Annotated in this window: 16 protein-coding genes and 1 tRNA gene; 12 read left to right on the plus strand and 5 right to left on the minus strand. The window is 63.8% G+C overall.

Features of this window, described 5'->3' with window-relative positions; translation table 11 throughout:
- The 3 genes from VN047_RS17195 to VN047_RS17205 all read left to right on the plus strand — a co-directional run bounded on the left by VN047_RS17195 (nt 1) and on the right by VN047_RS17205 (nt 8,189).
- Nucleotides 1-6,477, plus strand: a complete 6,477-nt coding sequence (locus VN047_RS17195; protein ID WP_325544807.1) for a polyketide synthase — start codon at nt 1-3, stop codon at nt 6,475-6,477.
- Nucleotides 6,474-7,463, plus strand: a complete 990-nt coding sequence (locus VN047_RS17200; protein ID WP_325544809.1) for a glycosyltransferase family 2 protein — start codon at nt 6,474-6,476, stop codon at nt 7,461-7,463. Before VN047_RS17195 ends, VN047_RS17200 begins: the two co-directional genes overlap by 4 nt.
- 105 nt (nt 7,464-7,568) lie before the next feature.
- Nucleotides 7,569-8,189, plus strand: coding sequence for a 4'-phosphopantetheinyl transferase family protein (locus VN047_RS17205; RefSeq protein WP_325544811.1), 621 nt, complete (start codon nt 7,569-7,571; stop codon nt 8,187-8,189).
- Between the two features lie 30 nt (nt 8,190-8,219).
- Here the strand turns inward: VN047_RS17205 and VN047_RS17210 are convergent, their stop codons facing one another.
- On the minus strand, nt 8,220-8,474 hold the full coding sequence (locus VN047_RS17210) for a helix-turn-helix transcriptional regulator (RefSeq protein WP_325544813.1): 255 nt from the start codon (nt 8,472-8,474) through the stop codon (nt 8,220-8,222).
- A gap of 713 nt (nt 8,475-9,187) precedes the next feature.
- Between VN047_RS17210 and VN047_RS17215 the strand changes: the two genes are divergently transcribed.
- On the plus strand, nt 9,188-10,183 hold the full coding sequence (locus VN047_RS17215; protein ID WP_325544815.1) for a DUF535 family protein: 996 nt from the start codon (nt 9,188-9,190) through the stop codon (nt 10,181-10,183).
- The gene (locus VN047_RS17220) at nt 10,164-10,820 is read left to right on the plus strand and encodes a class I SAM-dependent methyltransferase (protein ID WP_325544817.1); all 657 of its coding nucleotides are present in this window, start codon (nt 10,164-10,166) and stop codon (nt 10,818-10,820) included. The genes VN047_RS17215 and VN047_RS17220 overlap by 20 nt, the downstream gene beginning before the upstream one ends.
- A 75-nt stretch (nt 10,821-10,895) precedes the next feature.
- Here the strand turns inward: VN047_RS17220 and VN047_RS17225 are convergent.
- Together VN047_RS17225 and folK are read right to left on the minus strand one after the other, a co-directional pair.
- Nucleotides 10,896-10,971 (minus strand) — tRNA-Lys (locus VN047_RS17225).
- 43 nt (nt 10,972-11,014) lie between these two features.
- Entirely contained in the window at nt 11,015-11,536 is a 522-nt protein-coding gene (folK, locus tag VN047_RS17230; RefSeq protein ID WP_325544818.1) for a 2-amino-4-hydroxy-6-hydroxymethyldihydropteridine diphosphokinase, read from the minus strand.
- 23 nt (nt 11,537-11,559) lie between these two features.
- Here folK and VN047_RS17235 point away from each other — a divergent pair, with 23 nt between their 5' ends.
- Nucleotides 11,560-12,249 (plus strand): uracil-DNA glycosylase, encoded by a 690-nt coding sequence (locus tag VN047_RS17235; protein ID WP_325544819.1) that lies wholly within the window; start codon nt 11,560-11,562, stop codon nt 12,247-12,249.
- Here the strand turns inward: VN047_RS17235 and VN047_RS17240 are convergent.
- A complete protein-coding gene (locus tag VN047_RS17240; protein ID WP_325544820.1) occupies nt 12,210-12,686 on the minus strand; it encodes an RNA pyrophosphohydrolase in 477 nt (158 codons plus the stop codon). The two genes, VN047_RS17235 and VN047_RS17240, sit on opposite strands and share 40 nt — an antisense overlap.
- Nucleotides 12,683-13,630, minus strand: a complete 948-nt coding sequence (locus tag VN047_RS17245) for an alpha/beta hydrolase (protein WP_325544821.1) — start codon at nt 13,628-13,630, stop codon at nt 12,683-12,685. Before VN047_RS17245 ends, VN047_RS17240 begins: the two co-directional genes overlap by 4 nt.
- 183 nt (nt 13,631-13,813) lie before the next feature.
- Here VN047_RS17245 and VN047_RS17250 point away from each other — a divergent pair, with 183 nt between their 5' ends.
- The 6 genes from VN047_RS17250 (at nt 13,814) to VN047_RS17275 (ending at nt 20,703) form a co-directional block, all read left to right on the plus strand.
- The gene (locus VN047_RS17250; RefSeq protein ID WP_325544823.1) at nt 13,814-15,676 is read left to right on the plus strand and encodes a 2-oxoacid:acceptor oxidoreductase subunit alpha; all 1,863 of its coding nucleotides are present in this window, start codon (nt 13,814-13,816) and stop codon (nt 15,674-15,676) included.
- Complete coding sequence (locus tag VN047_RS17255) at nt 15,673-16,710, plus strand: 2-oxoacid:ferredoxin oxidoreductase subunit beta (RefSeq protein WP_325544825.1); 1,038 nt, start codon at nt 15,673-15,675, stop codon at nt 16,708-16,710. The genes VN047_RS17250 and VN047_RS17255 overlap by 4 nt, the downstream gene beginning before the upstream one ends.
- A 37-nt stretch (nt 16,711-16,747) precedes the next feature.
- The gene (locus tag VN047_RS17260) at nt 16,748-17,161 is read left to right on the plus strand and encodes a GxxExxY protein (RefSeq protein ID WP_325544827.1); all 414 of its coding nucleotides are present in this window, start codon (nt 16,748-16,750) and stop codon (nt 17,159-17,161) included.
- A 40-nt stretch (nt 17,162-17,201) separates the two neighbouring features.
- A complete protein-coding gene (locus tag VN047_RS17265) occupies nt 17,202-18,155 on the plus strand; it encodes a metal-dependent hydrolase (protein ID WP_325544829.1) in 954 nt (317 codons plus the stop codon).
- A 77-nt stretch (nt 18,156-18,232) separates the two neighbouring features.
- Entirely contained in the window at nt 18,233-19,513 is a 1,281-nt protein-coding gene (locus VN047_RS17270) for a cyclopropane-fatty-acyl-phospholipid synthase family protein (protein ID WP_325544831.1), read from the plus strand.
- 17 nt (nt 19,514-19,530) lie between these two features.
- Complete coding sequence (locus tag VN047_RS17275; RefSeq protein ID WP_325544833.1) at nt 19,531-20,703, plus strand: serine hydrolase; 1,173 nt, start codon at nt 19,531-19,533, stop codon at nt 20,701-20,703.
- Nucleotides 20,704-20,764 lie beyond the last annotated feature (61 nt).

Raw genomic sequence — 20,764 nt, forward strand, 5'->3', positions numbered from 1 at the left:
ATGGAACAGAACCATGGTCCCTTCGATCCCGGTAACGAACCCGAGCTTCCGGAAGGCGCCATCGCCATTGTCGGCATGTCCTGCCGCTTCGCACAGGCGCGGGGCATCGACGAATATTGGGATCTGCTCCGCCATGGCCGGGAAGCGATCGAGACCTATTCCGACGAGGAGCTGATCGCGGCGGGGGTCAGCCCCGCGCACCTGCGCAACCGCAATTATGTCCGGCGCGGCGCTCCGCTGGCGGACATGGAGTGTTTCGACGCGACGCTGTTCGGGCTCAGCCCCCGCGATGCGGCGATCATGGACCCCCAGCATCGCCATTTCCTCGAATGCACGTGGGAGGCGTTCGAAAATGCCGGCCACACGCCGCAGCGCTTCGACGGGGTTGTCGGTGTTTTTGCCGGCTCGGGGCACAATGCCTATATGCCGTACAACCTGCTGACCAATTCGAAGCTGGTGCGGGACGTCGGCCTTTTCCTGCTCAGGCACACCAGCAACGACAAGGACTTCCTGACCACGCGCGTCTCCTATCTGTTCGACCTCAAGGGGCCGAGCATCAATGTGCAGACCGCCTGCTCGACGTCGCTCGTGTCGATCCATATGGCCGCGCAGAGCCTGCTCAACGGCGAATGCGACATGGCGATCGCGGGCGGTTCGTCGATCGAACTGCCGCACCGGCAGGGCTATCTCTACGAAGAAGGCGAGATACTTTCGCCCGACGGGCATTGCCGGCCGTTCGATGCCGGGTCGCAGGGCACGGTATTCGGCAGCGGCGTGGCGGTGCTCGCGTTGCGGCGGCTGGCCGATGCGGTCGAGGCGGGCGACCATATCTATGCCGTGCTGCGGGGGTCGGCGATCAACAATGATGGCGCGGGCAAGGTCGGATATCTGGCCCCGAGCGTCGACGGTCAGGCAAAGGTCATCGCCGAGGCGCTGGCGATGGCGGATGTCGATGCCGGCTCGATCAGCTATGTCGAGGCGCATGGTACGGGCACGCCGGTCGGCGACCCGATCGAACTCGCCGCGCTGACGCAGGCGTTTCGCCAGTCGACCGACGGCGTGGGTCATTGCGCGATCGGATCGGTGAAGGCGAACATCGGTCATACCGATACGGCCGCCGGCGCAGCCGGGGTGATCAAGGTCGCACTCGCGATGCACAATGGCGAGCTGCCTGCCTCGTTGAATTTCGAGGCGCCCAATCCGGCGCTGGCGCTGGAAGGCAGTCCTTTCCGGGTGCAGGCCGCCCATACGCCATGGAGCGCGTCGCCCGGGAGCGGATTGCGCCGCGCGGGGATCAGCTCGCTCGGCGTGGGGGGAACCAACGCGCATGTCGTGCTGGAAGAGGCCCCGCCGCGACCGGCGAGCGGGCCGAGCCGGCGCCGCCAGCTACTGCTTTGCACTGCCAAAACGCCGGCTGTGGTTCGGGCGAATGCCGCGGCACTGGCGGATTTTCTTGAAACGCGCGCGCATACGGATTTGGCCGATACGGCTTTCACGTTGGGCATCGGTCGCCAGCATCTGCCCGGACGTCGTTTCGTCGTTGCCGGGTCGGGCAAGGAAGCGGTTGCCGGCCTTCGCAACATTGCAGGGCAGGACGCGCCACTGCCGAAGCATGTACCGGATCGCCCGGTAGCGTTCATGTTCTGCGGCGCCGGACCGCAGCACGCCGATATGGCGCGCGGCCTTTACGATACCGAACCGCTCTTCCGGCAGGCCGTGGATGCGGGTCTGTCCATTCTCGACCGGATGGGGATGCAGACTGTGCGCCGGTGGCTGTTCCCCGGCGAAGCGGACAGGATAGCGGCCCCGGCGGAGCTGGCACGCCCGTCGGTCGCGCTGCCCGCGCTGTTCCTCATCCAGACGGCGCTGGCACGGCTGTGGATGTCGATCGGTATCCAGCCGTCGGCGATGATCGGGCACAGTTCCGGCGAATATGCCGCGGCGCATCTGGCAGGCGTCATCGATCTCGAGGCGGGGCTCCGGATCGTCACCACGCGCGGCCGCCTGTTCGAAACGATCAGCGATGGGGGCATGTTGAGCGTGCCGCTGTCCGAGGCGGAGTTGCAGTCCTTGCTGCCGCCCGACCTGTCCATCGCGGCGATCAACGCGCCGAACCTGTGTGTCGTTTCAGGGCCGGCCGATGCCATCGCGCGCTTTCATGATCGTCTCGCCGATCGCGAGGTCGAAGCGCAGATCGTCCGCATCTCGGTCGCGGCGCATTCGCCGATGCTCGATCCGATCCTTCCCGAATTCCGGGCGCTGATGCGGACGATCGATTTGCGCGCGCCGACCATTCCCTTCGCATCGAACCTCACGGGCGAGTGGGCAACGGCGGACGATGTCACCAACCCCGAATATTGGGTACGACATCTGCGCGAGACCGTGCGTTTTACGGGCGGATTGCACCGCTTGCTCGACGACGGGGAAAGGGCGCTTCTGGAAGTCGGCCCGGGTCGCGGCATGGCCAGCCTTGCCCGCCAGCATCCCGAGCGCGGGCGCGAGCAGCCGGTCATCAGTTCGATGCGCCATCCCGATCAGCAGCTCGACGATGATGCCGTCTGGCTCGATGCCCTGGGGCAGCTCTGGGCAGCGGGCGCGGCGGTGGACTGGGACGCCTTCTGGGCGGGCGAGCAACGTCTGCGGATTCCCTTGCCGACCTATCAGTTCGACCGCCAGCGTCACTGGTACGAGCCGGGCGCGCAACTCGCGGTGGCGGACGGCGCGCCGGACGATGCGGATCGTTCGGACGATACCGCCGAATGGCAGTATGAACCCGTCTGGGCGCGTTCCTTCCTTGCCGCCGCCGGCGTCCGCGAAGGCGCTGCGCTGGTGCTGGAAGACACGCAGGGACTGGGACGCCAGATCGTCGATCGGCTGCGAACAGCGGGGCGCGACGTGGTTGTGGTACGGGCGGGCGACCGCTTCCGGCGACTGGGGGAGGGGCTGTTTTCGGTCAATCCCGCCAGCCAGGCGGATTATGGCCGGCTGCTCGACACGCTGGGCGCGGAAGGCCGCCTGCCGACGCAGATCTATCACGGCTGGCTGGTCACCGGCTGTGGCCGCAAGCAGCCCGACGCGCGCAGGCTGCAGGAACTGGGCTTTTTCAGCCTGATCGCCCTTTCGCGCGAACTGGCGCATCAAATCGGCGACGAGCCGGTCGAAATCGCGCTGCTGACCGACCGGATGCAGCGCATCGGCGGCGACGGCGACCTGATGCCTCTGAAGGCGACGGTGCTCGGTGCGACCAGCGTCGTGCCGGCCGAATATCCCAATCTGCATGTCCGCTGTATCGATGTCGCACTGTCGCCGCGATCGGGCGTCCATACGAACGCGATGCTTGCCGGCGCGGTCGTGAACGAACTTGCGGCCGAATGGACCGACCGCGTGGTCGCCTATCGCGCGGGCGAGCGCTGGGTGCAGCAATTCAGCCGGGTCCCGGCCGCACACGCGGGTAGCGAGGCTGCAGAGCCGGCCCTCCGGTCGGACGCGACCTATCTCGTGACCGGCGGCCTCGGCGGTCTCGGGCTCACGATCGCGCGGCATATCGCCAAACAGGAGGGTGTTCGCATCGCCCTGCTCGGGCGGTCGGAGTTGCCGCCGCGCGCCGGTTGGGCGGATGCCCTCACCGAAGGCGCCACCGATCCGGTCGTACAGGATCGCATCCGCAAGGTGATGGCGCTGGAAGCATCGGGCGCGACGGTCGAACTCGTCACCGTCGACGTTGGCAACGCGCGCGCGCTGCGCGACGCGGTCCGGCATGTCACGACCCTGCTGGGCCCGGTCACGGGCGTATTTCATGCTGCGGGCACGCTGGATGACGGGCTGATCGAAACCAGGTCGCGCGCGGCGATGGAGGCCGTGCTGCGTCCCAAGGTCGCGGGGACGCTGGCGCTGGAAGAAGCGCTGAAAGGCCAAAGGCCGGAATTCGTCATGCTGTTCTCATCGATCAGCGCCTTTGCCGGTTTGCCCGGGCAAGCCGATTACGCCGCGGCCAATGCCTTTCTCGACAGCTACGCACAGGCACGGCATGGCGAAGACGGACCGCGCGTGCTGGCGGTCGGCTGGAGCCCGTGGCGGGAGGTCGGGATGGCGGCGGCGCTGAGCGGGAGCGGCGCCGAAGGGCTCGCTGACGAATTGCCCGAGGGCAAGGCGGTCGATCATCCCTTTCTCGAAAGCCTGCATGTCATTTCACCCGACGAGTTTGTTGTTTCGGCTACGCTTTGCCCCGAACGGCACTGGTTGCTGGACGAGCACCGGCTGGCGGGTGCGGGGACGCTGATACCCGGTACGGGCTTTCTCGAAATCGCACGGGCGGCATATGCGCTGGTCAATCCCGGGATGGTCATATTCTCCGACGTCAAGTTTCTCACACCCTTCGCAGTTCAGGACGGCGACGAACGCGCTTTGCGGGTACGGCTGAAGCGCCGCGTTGGCGATGACTGGAGTTTCACGATCCTGGGGCGGCCGGTCGATGGCGTCGCGACGGCGTGGGTCGAGCATGGCAGCGGTCAGGTGTCCGTGGTCGGCATGCTCGCCGTGCCGGATCCGATGGCTATCGCCGAACTGGAAGATCGCTGCCCGCAGGTGGCCGGCGAGAAGGAAGTCTCGAGCCCGGGGCTGCGGTTCGGACCGCGCTGGTCGAATGTCAGGCGCATTGCTTATGGCGAGCAAGAAGCGGTGCTGCGGCTGTCGATGGACCCCGCGTTCCACGACGAATTCGACCGCATACTGCTGCATCCCGCGCTGCTCGACTTCGCCACAGCAGGCGCGCAATCGCTGATCCCGGAATATGTGCCCGGCAAGGACTTTTTCGCGCCATTTTCCTATCGACGGCTCGTGTCGCATGCGCCCCTGACACCGATTATCGTCAGCCATATCCGTTATCGCCCGGTCGGAGCACACGCCAATCTGATGGCGATATTCGACGTGACCATTGCCGATGAGCATGGTCGTGTGCTCGCGGAAATCGCTGAATTCACCATGATGCGCGTGCGCGATACGGGTTTGCTGCCGCTGAAGGAGGGCGCGGCATCCGCCGGCCGCGCTGCGAACAACGACACCTCTTACCTCCAACGCCCCGATGCGATCCTGCCCGAAGAGGGGCTGAAGGTGATTGGCTCCCTGCTGGAAGGCCATGCCCGCCCGCAGGTCATCATCTCGCCATCGGATATCAATGCCGCGCTGGCGCGACTCCGGGCTCCGGCGCGCAGGCCCGGAAGGGACATCGCTGCGGACAACGGCGATGGCACCTTCGACCTGCCGGCCACGGAGATGGAACAGGCGATCGCCGATCTCTGGTCGGACCTTCTGGGTGTGCAGCCGATAGGCCGGAACGATGATTTTTTCGATCTGGGCGGCCATTCGCTGCTGGCGGTTCAGTTCACCAACCGGCTGCGCAAGAAGACCGGCAAGATCCTGCCGCTGGCAGCACTTCTCGACGCGCCCACAGTGGCATCCCTGGCAAGGAAGCTGGACCCCGAAGGCGCCGATGCTGCGGCGTCGGGCGGCTCGGTGGCGGACGTCGCCCGCCCGGCGTCGGACGAGGTGGTGACGATCCGGGGCGGGGGCGAGGAGACGCCAATCTTTTTCGTTCATGACGGGCTGGGCGAAACATTGCTCTACCGCGGCCTTGCCCTGCGGCTTGATCCGAACCGCCCGATCTATGGCGTCGAGCCGCTGAAAAATGCGGCGGGCGGCTACGCCCATACGCAAATTCACGAGATGGCCGCGAACTACATCGAGCGTATCCAGACGGTTCAGCCGCATGGTCCCTATTTTCTGGGCGGACTGTGCGCAGGCGGCGTCATCGCTTTCGAAATGGCGCGCCAGCTACAGGATGCAGGGGAAAGGGTCGCCTTTGTGGGAATCATCGACGCCGCCGACGTTTCGGCTGCGAAGCGGCCATTCTATATCACGCGCGCAAGGCTCGGCCGCGTCCGTTCGCTGTTGCAGGAAGAGCGCGTGACGACGCTCGTCCCCGCGCTCGCGCACAAGGCGACCAACGCGGTTCGATGGGAAATGGAATCCCGCATGGCAAAAGCCCGCGACCGGAGAGCCGTGCGCGAATTGCACGCCGCCGCCGCCGTAGCGGTGACCCGTCCGGCGGGGGACGAGCCCGCCATTCCCTTCCTGAAGCTTTATGAGGTGGCGCATACACGCCACCGGCCTGAAGGTCTGCTTGCTGAAGGCAGCGTCGTTCTGTTCAAGGCCGCCAATGGCAATGGCGACATCGACGACATACCCTATCAGGAAATTTACGGCGACGTTGCGTTGGGCTGGGGCAAGCGGATCGCCGGCCCGATCACCCTCGTTACAGTGCCCGGCGGGCACAGCAGCGCCTTGCAGGAACCCCATGTCGCTACGCTGGCTCCCTTGTTCCAAAATGCCCTCGACAGCGCCACGGACCGGGCGGATCTGGACGATCGAGCTGCCGGTGCGGGCATATCGCACGACCACGACATGGTAGCCGCGGAATGAGCGCGACCATATCCTATCTGCATCGACAGGGAACGGTCGACGTCGTCATCGTCAACTATCGCACCGGTACGCTCGTCATCCAGTGTCTGGAAAGCCTCGAGGAAGATCGGGAACAGTGTCCGGGTCTGCGGGTCATTGTCGTCGACAACGCTTCGAATGACGGGTCGGCCGACCTGATCGACGAGATCATCCGGTCGCGGGACTGGAACTGGGTTACCCTGATGCGGTCCGGGGAAAACCGGGGTTTCGGGGCCGGTAGCAATCTGGGCATCGCCTGGGCGCTGGACCGGCCCGATCCCGCCGACCTGATCTGGCTTCTCAATCCCGACACGCGGGTCATTCCGGGGGCGGGCGCCACATTGGCAGGCTTCATGGCGGCCCATCCCGAGGCAGGCATTGCCGGCAGCGCCTTGCTGGACGCCGACGGGAAGCCCTGGCCCTTTGCCTTCCGCTTTCCAAGCCTTCTGGGAGAGATCGAACGTGGATCGCGGCTGGGCTTCGTATCGCGACTGCTGCGCGACAGTGCCACGCTACGCCGGATGGGTGACCATTGTGAAAAGGTCGACTGGGTTTCGGGCGCCAGCTTCATCATCCGGCGCGAATTGCTCGAAGACGGCATGCGGTTCGACGAAGGCTATTTCCTCTATTATGAGGAAACCGATTTCTGCCTGCAGGCGCGGCGGAAGGGGTGGGATTGCTGGTATGTGCCGCATGCGGTGGTACTGCACATCGCCGGGCAAAGCACGGGCATCACCGGCAAGCAGATGAAACTGCGGCGTTTGCCTGCCTACTGGTTCCACTCGCGCCGGCGCTACTTCCTCAAGAACCACGGGCGGCTATACGGGGTGCTGGCGGATTTCAGCTGGATCGCCGCGCATGTCCTCGCGCGGTTCAAGCAGATGGTGCGGCGCGTCGCCGATCCCGACCCGCCGCATCTCTTTCAGGATTTCATCCGCCACGCGTCGTTCCTGCCCCGGCGTCGCTGACGGGCCGTCGTGACAACCGGGTTCGCCACATCGAGGTCCGAGACCGTTCTGAGCCTGCACGGGCTCGATGCACAGCGCCTGTCGTCTCCGCCCGACGGGTTTCCCATGTGGTTGATCGACACCCGGCGCTTCGATCCGCAAGCCCTGCAAGATGTGCTTTCCGAAGATGAAATGGCCGCGGCCGGTCGATTTCGCGAAGCGGCGCTGCGTAGCCGCTACATCGCCGCGCACGGCGGGTTGCGCGTTCTTTTGCGGGATCGCCATGATATCCCGCTCGACGCCCAGGCGATGGAATGGAGCCGTTTCGGAAAGCCGCGCCTGACGCGATATCCGCGGCTGCATTACAGCATCAGCTACAGCAGTCATTATGTCATGGTGGGCATCGGCGAAGATGAACCGGTCGGGGTCGATGTCGAAGTCGTCCGTCCGATCGAGGATGCAGCCGAGTTGATGGGCATGCATTTCACCGCGGCCGAGCAGGCCAAGGTCCGGAGCGGGGGGGCTTCCGGAACATGCGTCTCGAGACGATTTCTCGAGATATGGGTACGTAAAGAAGCCTGTCTGAAGGCTTTTGGCTGCGGCCTGACTATTCCGTTGAATAGCGTGGAATGCGCGCAGGAAGACCAATTGACGACGGTGCAGTCAAGCGAATGCCAATTCCGCACCGGCGCCCCTCAAAATATGGGCGACCCAATCATGGCTTGGTCTCGTCGTATAAGCGTCTAATCTCGGCGCGCTTTAATGCGCACCATTCATTTAGTGGGCAGTAGCCGCAATCTCGGGGTTGCCCCGATCTTGAGGAAGCAGCCCTTCCCTGATCACATGGGCGATCAGGTGTGCGCGGTTTCGCGTTCTGGTCTTGAGGCGAACGTTTTCAACGTGTCGTTCCACCGTGCAGGGCGCGATGGCAAGTTCCAGGGCCGCTTCTTTGGCTGAAAGGCCGAGGGCAACGAGACGAAGCACTTCATACTCGCGATCTGTAAGTCGAATATCCTCTGTATACCTAGACATGTGGTCCCTCCTCTGGCGATAAATGAGTAGTTAAGAAAGCCATGAGTGGGGTTAGAGTGTCCCAAGCATATGGGGTGAGTCACGCGAAATTTTATTGCGGAATCCGTGCTCGATCGGGCCTGCAAACGACCTGCGGCAGCCAATGATTAAAACTTGCTCATATGGCATTGACTCTGGAAAACTTTAGATTGTTCAATAATTTATTTCAATTTGATCTCGATCGATGGCGAGAGAGGCGGAAAACGGACGCCGATTTTCATTATGAATCTTGAGAGAGCCGGACATTCTTCATGTTTAAGGCTGTTCCAATTTGGGATAATAAATGGTAGTTAACGGCTCCGCGCCACGCGCGGCGCGAGACGATAGGGCGTGAAGGTCCCCAAATCGGACGAATCGACTCGTTTCAGACCACGCCGCGCACAGTATTCCGGTTTTCCGGATACCTCATCGCCGAGTCGAAATGGAATCGGGCATCGGAAGCCGGCGCAACATCCTGTGCTTCGTGCGCAGGAATAATCCCTTCCCGCAAGGCGTGAGCATCGCGAGCGTATCTGGTTTTTTCAGGATACCGGAGCCGGATGCATTGTGCGAACATCCTTCCCGGATGAACAATTGACGAGCAGTTTTGCCCGTACGGCACGTTCCGTCAGATGTTCAGGGGACAAGGGGTGGGGCGGAAAATGAGTTTTCCCGCTTTCGTAAAAAACTTGACGGTGCGTCGCACGGTCGTCCGCGACAGCCTGTCTGATCGTCCGGCCTATGGAGCCTGGTTGTGGCATCGTTCGGCCGAGATCGCCGGCGGACATTCCCCCGGAGCCGTCGCGAGGCGTATTCGCTTCCTGTACTTCGGGTGGAAACATCAGGATCTTCTGGAATGTTTCCAGGGCGGCTACCCCAATCATATATTGGGCAGGCTCGTCAGCGAGCGTCCCGATATCCTCAACGTCCTGGTCGCGCCCTATCAATCGACCAATTGGGACGTGCGCACGCGCCTTCGCAAGCTCCATTCCCATTATCAGGCGATGGACGAACTCGGGTGGCTGTTCGACCCGCTCACCGAGCGAGAGGTCGTGTTGGGCCGGGTTCCCGTCGTGCATCCACAGCTACGCATCGTTCTCGATTATGCGATCTGGTTCAATGACGAGGGGCCGCTGGTCTTCAATCTCTTCCTCGGGGACACGCGGATATTCTCGCTCGCTTTCGCGCTGCGTTTCGAACATGGCGAGTTGATCGCGCATGTTGGTGCCGTGCAGGGCCGCAACGCGCTCGAACTGCCCGAAGTGAAGGACATCTATCGCGAACTGACACATGGCGCCTTCGGGATGCGTCCACGCGATCTTCTCATCGAGACATTCCAGATACTTTGCCAGCATATCCGGGTGGCGCGGATTTTCCTCGTGTCGAGCGATCATCAGCAGCGCCGCGACGACTTGTTCGCGACAAGGCGGCACGAGGTGCACGCCAATTACGACGCGATCTGGCTCGAGCGCGGGGCTTGGCGACTGGACAAATCGACGTTCGAATTGCCGCTCCATCCCCGACACCGCGATCCTGCCGACATCCCGTCGCGCAAGCGCCGGCAATATGAACGCCGTTACGCCATGCTCGACGCGGCATCGGCGGATATCGCCGCGACGCTGCGCGAGCGTCGGGGCGAGGTTTCAGCCTTATCCGGAAAAGGGCAGGACGTTGCTCACCAATCTGCGTAAGCGCAATCTGACCGCTCGCCTTCGCCAGCCCGCCGACGAGCTCTGGGACCGCTATCTTGGCGTGCATACCTTCGGATATCATCCCGGCAGCGGCGGGCCCGGCGAACGCGAATGGTACATGCATTATATCCCTTCATCCTACAGAGACGTGTTCGCCGTTCTGGACCGGGCAGGCGTCGGCCCGGATGATGTCGTAACCGACCTCGGCTGCGGACTGGGCCGCGTCGTGTTTGCGGCCGGTCATCGCAGTGCTGCGCGGGTGGAGGGCGTCGATCTGGTCCCGTCGCTGATCGATGCAGCCAAGGCCAATCTGGCGGGCAGCCGGCTGAAGCATCGCGATATCCGGTTCCATGCGCGCAACGCGCTCGATCATGATCTTGGCATGACGACCCTCCTGTATCTCTTCCACCCCTTCGGGCCGGAGATACTGGGCGAGGTCATAGAAAAGGCGCGCGCAGATCGCCGCTCGGCCGGTGCCCGGCGTTCGCTGCGGATCGCATATGTCAATCCGGTCGCGGAATCGGTCCTGAATGAAGCTGGCTGGCTGCGGCCCGTCGGGGACATGCCGCCCCGGCCGGAGCTGTTCTCCAACGCGTTGCACTACCGCACGGCATTCTGGGAATCCACCGACGTCTGATTCCGCGATCGCCACCGGAGCCGGGTTCCCGGAGCCCGGGCAAGTCGAGTCACGATGGCTGCGTTTTCCGGAAAATGGTGAGCCCTGCTGGGTTCGAACCAGCGACCTACTGATTAAAAGTCAGTTGCTCTACCGACTGAGCTAAGGGCCCTTTCGGCGCCCGGATGTCGTGGCGCGCGAAATGAGCCGCCGCCCTAGTGCGACGATGCGCCCCGGTCAACCGGCTTTGGACGTGTCAGGCGCGCGGCAAGCTGGCGGATGCTGCGCCCGCTCAGCGGGTGCTGCCATCCGGGGACGATCGCGCGCAGCGGGCCGAGCACGAAGGCGCGCGCTTCGATCGCCGGATGCGGGATCGTCAGCCTGTCGTCCGACCAGACACCGCCCGACCAGAGCAGGATATCGAGATCGAGGGTGCGGGCGCTCCAGCGCTGGCCGGTGCGGCGGCCGAAACGCGCTTCGATCGCCTGCAGCCGTTCGAGCATTTCGGGCGGGCTCAGGGTCGATGCGACAAGCGCGACGGCGTTGGCGTAGCGTCGTCGCGACGGTCCTATCGGGTCGCTGGCGATGATCGCGCTCGCGTCAACCGCTTCGATATCGTCGCTTTCGAGCGCGGCGAGCGCAGCCAGCAGCACCGCGCGCGGATCGCCATGGCGCGCATGCCGCCGGTTCGACCCGAGGCCGATCGCATAGAGGGGAAGCGGCATTGCATTGCTCATGCCGCCGCGCCTATCGCAGATGCGTGGAGATTGACAGCCCGTTGCCCGGAACCGAGCCGCCGCGCGACTGCCCGCGCTGCCCGCGGCTCGTTGCGCTGCGCCGCGAATGCCGGGCCGAACATCCCGACTGGTGGAATGCGCCGGTCCATGCGTTCGGCGATCCCGATGCCTGGCTGGCGTTCGCCGGCCTCGCGCCGGGCAAGCACGGCGCGAACCGGACGGGGCGCCCGTTTACCGGCGACTATGCCGGCGACCTGCTCTTCGCGACGCTCGCCGAATTCGGGCTGAGCCAGGGGTGTTACGATGCACGTATCGACGACGGGCTGACGCTCGACGGTGCGATCATCGTCAACAGCGTCAAATGCCTGCCGCCGCAGAACAAGCCGATCCCGGCGGAGATCGCGAACTGCCGCCCGTTTTTCGAAACCCAGCTGGCAGCGCTGCCGCAGGTAAGCGTGATCATTGCGCTCGGGCGGATCGCGCATGATGCCGCGTTGCGGGCTTTCGGCGAGCGGCTCGCAGCGCATCCCTTTGCGCACGGCGCGATCCATATGCTGCCGGACGGGCGCCATCTCGTCTATAGCTATCACTGCTCGCGCTACAACACGAACACGGGTCGGCTGACGCCGGAAATGTTTGCCGATGTCTTCCGTACCGCGATCGCGCTCAAGGATCAGACGAGCGGACCGAATTCCTCGACCAGCCCGCGGTAAAGGACGCGCTTGAACGGCACGATCAGTTTCTCGATCTCGTTCAGTTCGGCCCATTTCCACGCGCGGAATTCCTGATGCTTCGTATGGATGTTGACGTCGCTGTCCTCGCCCATGAAACGCATCAGGAACCAGTGCTGGCGCTGGCCGCGATATTTGCCGCCCCACATCTTGCCGATCAGATGGTCGGGCAGGTCGTAGAAATATTCCTCGCGGCTGCGCGCTATGATTTCGACCAGCCCGCCATGAATGCCGGTTTCCTCGCCGAGTTCGCGGATAGCTGCTTCCTCGGCATCCTCGCCGTCATCGATGCCGCCCTGCGGCATCTGCCAAGCTTCGCTCGTCGTATCGAGACGCTGGCCGACAAAGACACGGCCGTCGCGGTTCGCAAGCATCACGCCGGCGCAGGGGCGATAGGGAAGGGCATTATGATCGATCATGCCGCCCCGGTAGCCTCGGCAACGATCGCCTTCAATACGGTCAATGCACCGCGAATATCTTCCTTGGCGCTCGGGATGCCCTGCGACAGGTTGATATAGCCGTGAATCGTGCCCCGCGCCTCGCGATAGGTGGTCGGCACGCCCGCCTCGATCAGCTTGGCCGCATAGGCGCGGCCCTGATCGCGCAGGGGATCGAGCCCTGCGGTGACGAGCAGCGTCGGCGGCAAGCCTTCGGCCGGAAAATCGAGCGGCGCCGCGCGATAGTCGGCGGGGTCCGCCGCATAATGATTGCCGAACCAGGTCATGCTGCCCTGCGTCAACAAATGGCCTTCGCCGAAATCGCGATAGCTCTGCCAGTCGTCGTGCGTCGTAACCGCGGGATAGATCGGATGGATCGCGACGACGGGTTTCAACGCGGGCTTGTCGCGCAGCGCCAGCGCGGTGGCGATCGTCAGATTGCCCCCGGCGCTTTCGCCCGAGAGGACGAGTCCGGTACAGGGGATGTTATCGGCGACCCAGCGTGTCGCGGCTTCGCAATCGATGGGCGCGGCGGGGAAGGGGTGTTCGGGCGCGAGGCGATAGTCGACCGCGATCACGGGCATGTCGAGCAGCCGCGCGGCCTCGGCGCAATAGGGATCGTGGGTGTCGAGATCGCCGATCACCCAGCCGCCGCCGTGATAGAAAACCATGACCGGGCCCGTTTCGCGGTCGGGGCGATTGTCATAGAGCCGGATGGCGATGTCGCCCGCGGGTCCCGGAATCGTCCGGTCCTCGACCTTCGCGATCTCGCCGCGCGGCACGTCGGCAAGCTGCCCCATCACGCGGAACATCTCGCGCGCGCCCTCGGGCGGCATCTCTTCCATCTTCGGGCCCTCCTGCGCGTTGAGGAAGGCGAGGAAAGCCGCCACGTCGGGGCGCGTGAAATGGGTGGTGCCGTCGGTCATCTGCGTCTCTCCCTGATCGCCGTTTTGGCCATGCTATTCGGTATCGACGGGGCAAATTCAATCCCGAAATGAAACTCACCGGCACTTCACCCTTTGCGGCGCACAATTTTTTCTGAATTGCGGCTTGGCGCGCACAGGCCTAGGCCAATGTCACAGGTTCGCAAAATTGAGGCAGAAGTGACAATGGCGACAGCGGTAGCGGACGGAACCGACAAGCGGACGTCCCCCCTTTCGGACGCGGTGGTAGTAAGATTTGCCGGAGACAGTGGCGACGGGATGCAGCTGACCGGCGGTCAGTTCACCCTTTCGTCTGCGCTGGCGGGCAACGACTTTGCGACCTTCCCCGATTTTCCTGCCGAAATCCGCGCGCCGCAAGGCACGCTGTTCGGGGTGTCGGCGTTCCAGATCAATTTCGGATCGTCGGCGATCGACACTGCGGGCGACGCGCCCGACGTGCTCGTCGCGATGAACCCCGCTGCGCTCAAGACCAATGTGCCGCAATTGAAGCAGGGCGGTCTGATCATCGCCGACGAGGGCGAGTTCAACGACCGCAACCTTGCCAAGGCGAAATATGACGCCAATCCGCTCGAGGACGGCAGCCTCGCCAAATGGCAGCTTCTGAAGCTCAACATCAGTCAGCTCACGATGGACGCGGTCAAGCCGTTCGGCCTCGGCAACAAGGAAGCGCTGCGCTGCAAGAACATGTGGACGCTGGGGCTTGCGCTCTGGATGTTCGACCGCGACCGCCAGCCGCTGATCGACTGGCTCAACGCGAAATTCGCAAAAGATCCCAATCTGGCAGCAGCGAACGTCGCGGCGCTCAACGCGGGCCACGCCTATGGCGAGACGGCCGAACTCGCGGGGCCGCTCAGGCAGCATCATGTCGATCCCGCGCCGGTTGCGCCTGGTCTCTATCGCACGCTGACGGGGGCCGAGGGCATCGCGCTCGGTCTCGTCGCGGGCGCGCAGCTGGCGAAGCTGCCGATGTTCTTCGGCGGCTATCCGATCACCCCCGCATCGGCGATCCTTCACCATCTGTCGCGCCTCAAGGAATATGACGTCACGACCTTCCAGGCCGAGGACGAAATCGCCGCGATCTGCTCGGCGATCGGCGCGAGCTATGGCGGTTCGCTCGGTGTCACCAGCTCGTCGGGTCCCGGTATCGCGCTGAAGGGCGAGGCGATGGGCCTTGCGATCATGACCGAGCTGCCGCTCGTCATCGTCAATTCGCAGCGCGGGGGACCGTCGACGGGCCTGCCGACCAAGACCGAGCAGTCCGATCTCTATCAGGCGGTTTATGGCCGTAACGGCGATGCGCCAATGCCGGTGATCGCCGCGCGCTCGCCGGGCGATGCGTTCGAATGTGCGATCGAGGCGGTACGGATTGCGGTGCAGTATATGACCCCCGTGATGCTGCTGACCGACGGCTATATCGCCAACGCCGCGGAGCCTTGGGCGGTGCCCGATCTCACCGCCTATGAGGCTTTCCCGGTCGAATTCCTCACCGAGGTGCCCGAGGGCGGCTTCAAGCCTTATGGCCGCGATGAAAAGCTGAAGCGCCCGTGGGTCAAACCCGGCACGCCGGGCCTTCTCCACCGCATCGGCGGGATCGAGAAGGAGCTCGACACCGGCCACATCAACTATGCGTCCGACAACCATCAGGCGATGACCGACATCCGCAAGAACAAGATCGATGGCGTCAAGGTGCCCGATCAGGTGGTCGAACTGGGCGCGGAGGGCGGGAAGCTCGCGGTGGTCGGCTGGGGATCGACCTTCGGTCCGATCCATCAGGCGGTGCGCCGCAAGCGCGCCGAGGGTGCGGACGTGAGCCACATCCATATCCGCCACATCTGGCCGTTGCCGGCGAACCTTGGCGAGTTGCTCAAGAGCTATGACAGGGTGATCGTGCCCGAAATGAACACCGGGCAATTGAAGACCGTGCTGCGCGACCAGTTTCTGGTCGATGCGAAGCCGGTGAACAAGGTGTCGGGCCAGCCCTTCACCATCGCCGAAATCGAAGCCGCCATCGAGGAGGCACTCAAGTGAACGAGATGACGACCATCGCGCGGACGACGACGCTCAAGGACTGGGAAACCGATCAGGAAGTCCGCTGGTGTCCCGGCTGCGGCGACTATGCGATCCTGAAGGCCGTGCAGCGCACGATGCCCGAGATTGGCACCGCGCCCGAAAATACCGTGTTTATCAGCGGTATCGGCTGCTCGTCGCGTTTCCCCTATTATATGGAAACCTATGGCTTTCACACGATCCACGGCCGTGCGCCGGCGTTTGCGACGGGGCTGAAGCTCGCCAATCCGTCGCTCGACATCTGGATCGTCACCGGCGACGGCGACGGGCTGTCGATCGGCGGCAACCACACGATGCACCTGATCCGCCGCAACCTCGATTGCCAGATCATGCTGTTCAACAACGAGATTTACGGACTGACCAAGGGGCAATATTCGCCGACGAGCCGCGTCGGGACGACGAGCCCGTCGACCCCCTATGGCTCGGTCGATCGCCCGGCGCAGCCCGCGGCCTTCGCGCTCGGTGCCGGCGCGCGCTTCGTGGCGCGCGGTTTCGACGTATCGAAGGAATTGCCGAACGTGCTGAAGGCGGCACACGCGCACAAGGGCGCGGCATTTATCGAGATTTTCCAGAACTGTATCGTCTACAATAAAGACGTGTTCGAGGATTTCGCGGCGCCCAAGGGGGCCGAAGACCGCCAGCTCTGGCTGAAGCAGGGCGAGCCGATGCTCTATGCCAAGGGCACGAAGGGTATCGCGCTCGACGCCGACGCGTTGCACCTCAAGACCGTCGATGTCGTCGATGGCGACTGGGAGGGCGCAGGGGTGATCGTCCATGACGTCACCAATCGCAGCGTCGCGCACATGCTCGTCGAAATGCGTTTCGGCGAGTTTCCGATGGCGCTTGGCGTACTGTACGACGATCCGCGCCCGACCTTCGAGGCCGATGTCGTCCGCCAGAATGAAGCCGCTGCCGCGGGCAAGACCGCCGATCTGCAGGGGTTGCTCAAGAAGGGGCAGACCTGGACGGTGACCGAGGGCGGGCCGGAGTTATAGGAATTAGCTCACACAAAGGCACGAAGGCACAAAGAATTTGGCTATTGATATCGAGATCGTTGCGCGGACCGCCATCGATTGTGGATATCATTTGCATAAAGATCTTGAGCCGGGCCTTTTAGAGGGCGTGTACGAAATTTTGATGGCCCAAGCCTTGCGGGATGCCGGATTGCATGTCGCTCGGCAGGTTCCTGTGCCCATCGAATATAAGGGTGTGACAATCGACAAGGCGTTTCGGATCGACCTCTTGGTCGAAAACCATTTGGTCATCGAACTCAAATCGGTCGAGCGCATGGCGCCCATTCACGGCAAGCAAGTTTTGACATATTTGCGGCTCATGAAGCTGCCTTTGGGCCTGCTCATCAACTTCGGGCAAGAGATGTTTCGCGAGATGTTTCGCGATGGTGTTAAGCGCGTCGCCAACGACTATTACGCGCCCTCTCGCCAATGACCCTTTGTGCCTTCGTGCCTTTGTGTGAGATCATTATTTCATGGACAACTTAACCCACAGCCTTGCCGGCGCCGTGCTCGGCCAGATGGGGCTCAAGAAGAAGACCGGGCTGGCGATGCCGACGCTGATCATCGCGGCGAATCTGCCCGATATCGACGCCGGATGCGCGATTTACGGCATCGAATCCCTGTCGATGCGGCGCGGGATCACGCACGGACCGATCGCGCTTGTCCTGCTGCCGATCCTGTTATGGGCGCTCATGATCGCGTTCGACCGCTGGCAGGACCGGCGTGGCAAGCGGCCGGCGGGGCGGTTGCCGGTTCATAAGGGCTGGCTCCTCGCGCTCGCCTTCATCGGCTGTTTCAGCCACCCCGCGCTCGACTGGCTCAACAATTACGGCATCCGCCTGCTCGAGCCGTTCAGCCATCGCTGGTTCTACGGCGACAGCATCTTCATCATCGACTTGTGGATATGGATCGCGCTCGGGCTATCCGTCTGGCTGTCGCTCCGCAGCGAGCGGCGCGGGGATGCGCGCTGGCAGCGACCGGCGTGGATCGGTTTTGCGGCGGTTTGCGCCTATATCTTCGCCAACGGCCTGATCACCGGCGCCGCCGAACGCATGGCATCGGGCGCGCTGGAAGCCGGCGGTCATCATGATGCGCTCGTCGTGGCGAGCCCGCCGCCGCTCGCCTTCTGGAAACGCGACATCTTCTGGCGGACCGCCGACCGCTATGGCACGGCCAGCTTCGTGCCCGGCGTTGGCGGCGACGTCGACCTGACGGGCGCGCCGACGGGCATGGGCGACCCGCGTCTCGCGGCGTGGGCCAAGGCCGATCCCGCGGCGCGCGCCTTCCTCTTCTGGTCGCGGATGCCGGTGGCGCAAGAGGATGGCGACGCGATCCTCCTCCGCGACCAGCGGTTCATGCATCCGCTCGCGCAGGACCGATTCCAGGTCCGGCTGACCGCGCCCGATACCGCGAGCTATCCCGAATGATCGGTCGCGGATGACGTCATGGCGGCGCGTGTTTCAACCGATTGTCAGCGCGGCGCGTTTGGGGCAGGAAGGTGATAATGAACACGCATGTCAGCCCGCGCCGCGGTAAGGAACTGCTCCGCGCCGACCGCGCCTATCGCACGGGGGGCGGCTTCGCCCGGCTGATCGCGCTGGCCCCCGCCGGCCTGTTCCACCGCATACTCGACCGGATCGACGCGGGGCTGATGCTCGGCACGATCGAGGGGCATCTGCCTGACGGTAGCGTGCGCCTGCTCGGGGGGCGCAGCAAGGGGCCGATCGCGGTCGTGCATCTTCATAGCTGGGCGGCGCTTGCGCGCCTTGCGCTGTCGGGATCGGTCGGCTGGTATCGCGCGTGGGAAGCGCGCGAATGGTCGTCGCCCGACCCGGTGCCGCTCTTCGATCTGTTCATGCGTAACGGCGAATCGCTGGGCAATGTCGGACGCGCGCATGGCCCGTGGCGCTGGCTGAACAAGGCGATCCATGCCCTGCACCGCAACGATCGGCGTGGCGCGAAGCGGAACATCCATGCCCATTATGATTTAGGCAATGATTTCTATCGCTTGTGGCTCGACGATGCGATGAATTATTCGAGCGCGCTGTTTACCGACCCAACGCAGTCGCTGGCCGAAGCGCAAGCGGCAAAGATCGACGCGATCCTCGATCGTCTCGATCTGCGTTCGGGGAGCCGGTTGCTGGAAATCGGCTGCGGATGGGGCGCGCTGGCGCAGCGTGCGATCGAGCGACACGACGTGCTTTATACCGGGATCACCCTGTCACCCGCACAGGCGGAAGTCGCCGATGCCCGGTTGCATGCCGTCGACCTGTCGGGGCGTTCGCGGATCGAGCTTTGCGATTATCGCGATGCGCAGGGCCCCTATGACGCGATCGCCAGCGTCGAGATGGTCGAGGCGGTCGGCGAGGCCTATTGGCCCGCCTATCTCGACGCGATCGCGCGGCTGCTGCGCCCCGGCGGCAAGGCGGCGATCCAGTATATCCTGATCAGCGACGCGCTGTTCGAACGTTATGCCGCGAGCAGCGACTTCATCCAGGCCTATATCTTTCCGGGCGGGTGCCTGATTTCGGAGGGCCGGTTTCGCGCCCTCGCCGAAGCGCGCGGGTTCGCGTGGCGCGACGTGCGCCGGTTCGGCAGTGATTATGCCGAAACGCTGCGCCAGTGGCGCGAGCGCTTCGACGCGGCGGTCGCGGCCGAGCAGCTACCGTCGGGGTTCGACGAGCGCTTCGTGCGACTCTGGCGTTATTATCTGCAGTATTGCGAGGGCGGCTTTCGCGGTGGCGGCATCGACGTCGCGCAGGTAACGCTCGAAAAAACAGCCTGAAAAGGGGAGGAAAGCATATGCGACGATTTTTGGCAGCGGTGCTGCTGTGCACCGCGGCGGCGGGGTGCAGCGCGCCCGCACCCACCGGGACGAACGACAAACTGCCAAAGGATCTGAATGTGCTGTTCTGGACCCAGGATCAACGCGACGCCGCCTTCCGCACGATGGAAACCGTCCCCAAGGTCGTGGTCAACAAGGTCGAGGCGGGCGGTCCCGTCTATCCGCTGCCGCAGGGCAAGCCGATAGACCTTGGCGTAGATGTCGACGCCTATATGGCGAAGCAGCGGAATGCGGGGCTGATCATCGTTCAGGACGGCAAGATCCGGCTCGAGAAATATGCGCTCGGCTATGGCGCCGCGGGGCGCTGGACGAGCTTTTCGGTGGCCAAGAGCTTCACCTCGACGCTGGTCGGTGCGGCGGTGAAGGACGGCTATATCAAGAGCCTCGACGACAAGGTGACCGTTTATATCCCCGGACTCAAGGGTTCGGCGTATGACGATGTGTCGGTGAAGCAGCTACTCACCATGACATCAGGCGTCAAATGGAACGAGGATTATACCGATCCCAAATCCGACGTCGCGCTGTTCAATATGCAGAAGCCGGTTGCGGGAGAAGACATAACGGTCAGCTATATGAAGACCTTGCCGCGCGAAGCACCCGCGGGATCGAAGTGGGTCTACAAGACCGGCGAGACCAATTTGATCGGCGTGCTCGTGTCGAGCGCGACGGGCAAGACGCTGTCGGCCTATCTGTCCGAAAAGGTCTGGAAGCCGTTCGGCATGGAGCAGGACGCAGTGTGGATGCTCGGCGCGACGGGGCACGAAATCAGCGGCTGTTGCATGTCGGCCAGCCTCAAGGATTATGCGCGCTTCGGCCAGTTCATCCTGAATGGCGGCGTCGCGGGCGGCAAGAAGGTGCTGCCCGACGACTGGCTCCCCGCTGCGACGACGAAGCAGGCGTCGATCGACCTGCCGGGCCGCGGCTATGGCTATCAATGGTGGACCAACGACGACGGCAGCTTCGCCGCACAGGGCATTTTCGGGCAGGGGATTTTCATCGATCCCAGGCGCAAGCTGGTGATCGCGTCGAACGGCAACTGGCCGACCGCGACCGATCCCGAAGGCGTCGGCGCGGCGCGCGAGGCATTCTACAAGAGCGTGCAGGCGGCGGTAGACAAGGAAGCCAAGTAAGCGTCGCCCCCGCGAAGGCGGGGGCCGCTATCGGCTTAGCGCAACATCTCCAGCGGCCCCC

The organism is Sphingopyxis sp., from assembly GCF_035565275.1.
GTDB lineage: Bacteria > Pseudomonadota > Alphaproteobacteria > Sphingomonadales > Sphingomonadaceae > Sphingopyxis.

Coding starts and splice junctions, on each gene's coding strand:
- folK (WP_325544818.1), bottom strand. CDS start 11,536: ATGAGCAATGCAATGCCGCTTCCCCTCTATGCGATCGGCCTCGGGTCG.
- VN047_RS17195 (WP_325544807.1), top strand. CDS start 1: ATGGAACAGAACCATGGTCCCTTCGATCCCGGTAACGAACCCGAGCTT.
- VN047_RS17200 (WP_325544809.1), top strand. CDS start 6,474: ATGAGCGCGACCATATCCTATCTGCATCGACAGGGAACGGTCGACGTC.
- VN047_RS17265 (WP_325544829.1), top strand. CDS start 17,202: ATGGACAACTTAACCCACAGCCTTGCCGGCGCCGTGCTCGGCCAGATG.
- VN047_RS17250 (WP_325544823.1), top strand. CDS start 13,814: ATGGCGACAGCGGTAGCGGACGGAACCGACAAGCGGACGTCCCCCCTT.
- VN047_RS17205 (WP_325544811.1), top strand. CDS start 7,569: ATGTGGTTGATCGACACCCGGCGCTTCGATCCGCAAGCCCTGCAAGAT.
- VN047_RS17240 (WP_325544820.1), bottom strand. CDS start 12,686: ATGATCGATCATAATGCCCTTCCCTATCGCCCCTGCGCCGGCGTGATG.
- VN047_RS17275 (WP_325544833.1), top strand. CDS start 19,531: ATGCGACGATTTTTGGCAGCGGTGCTGCTGTGCACCGCGGCGGCGGGG.
- VN047_RS17210 (WP_325544813.1), bottom strand. CDS start 8,474: ATGTCTAGGTATACAGAGGATATTCGACTTACAGATCGCGAGTATGAA.
- VN047_RS17245 (WP_325544821.1), bottom strand. CDS start 13,630: ATGACCGACGGCACCACCCATTTCACGCGCCCCGACGTGGCGGCTTTC.
- VN047_RS17270 (WP_325544831.1), top strand. CDS start 18,233: ATGAACACGCATGTCAGCCCGCGCCGCGGTAAGGAACTGCTCCGCGCC.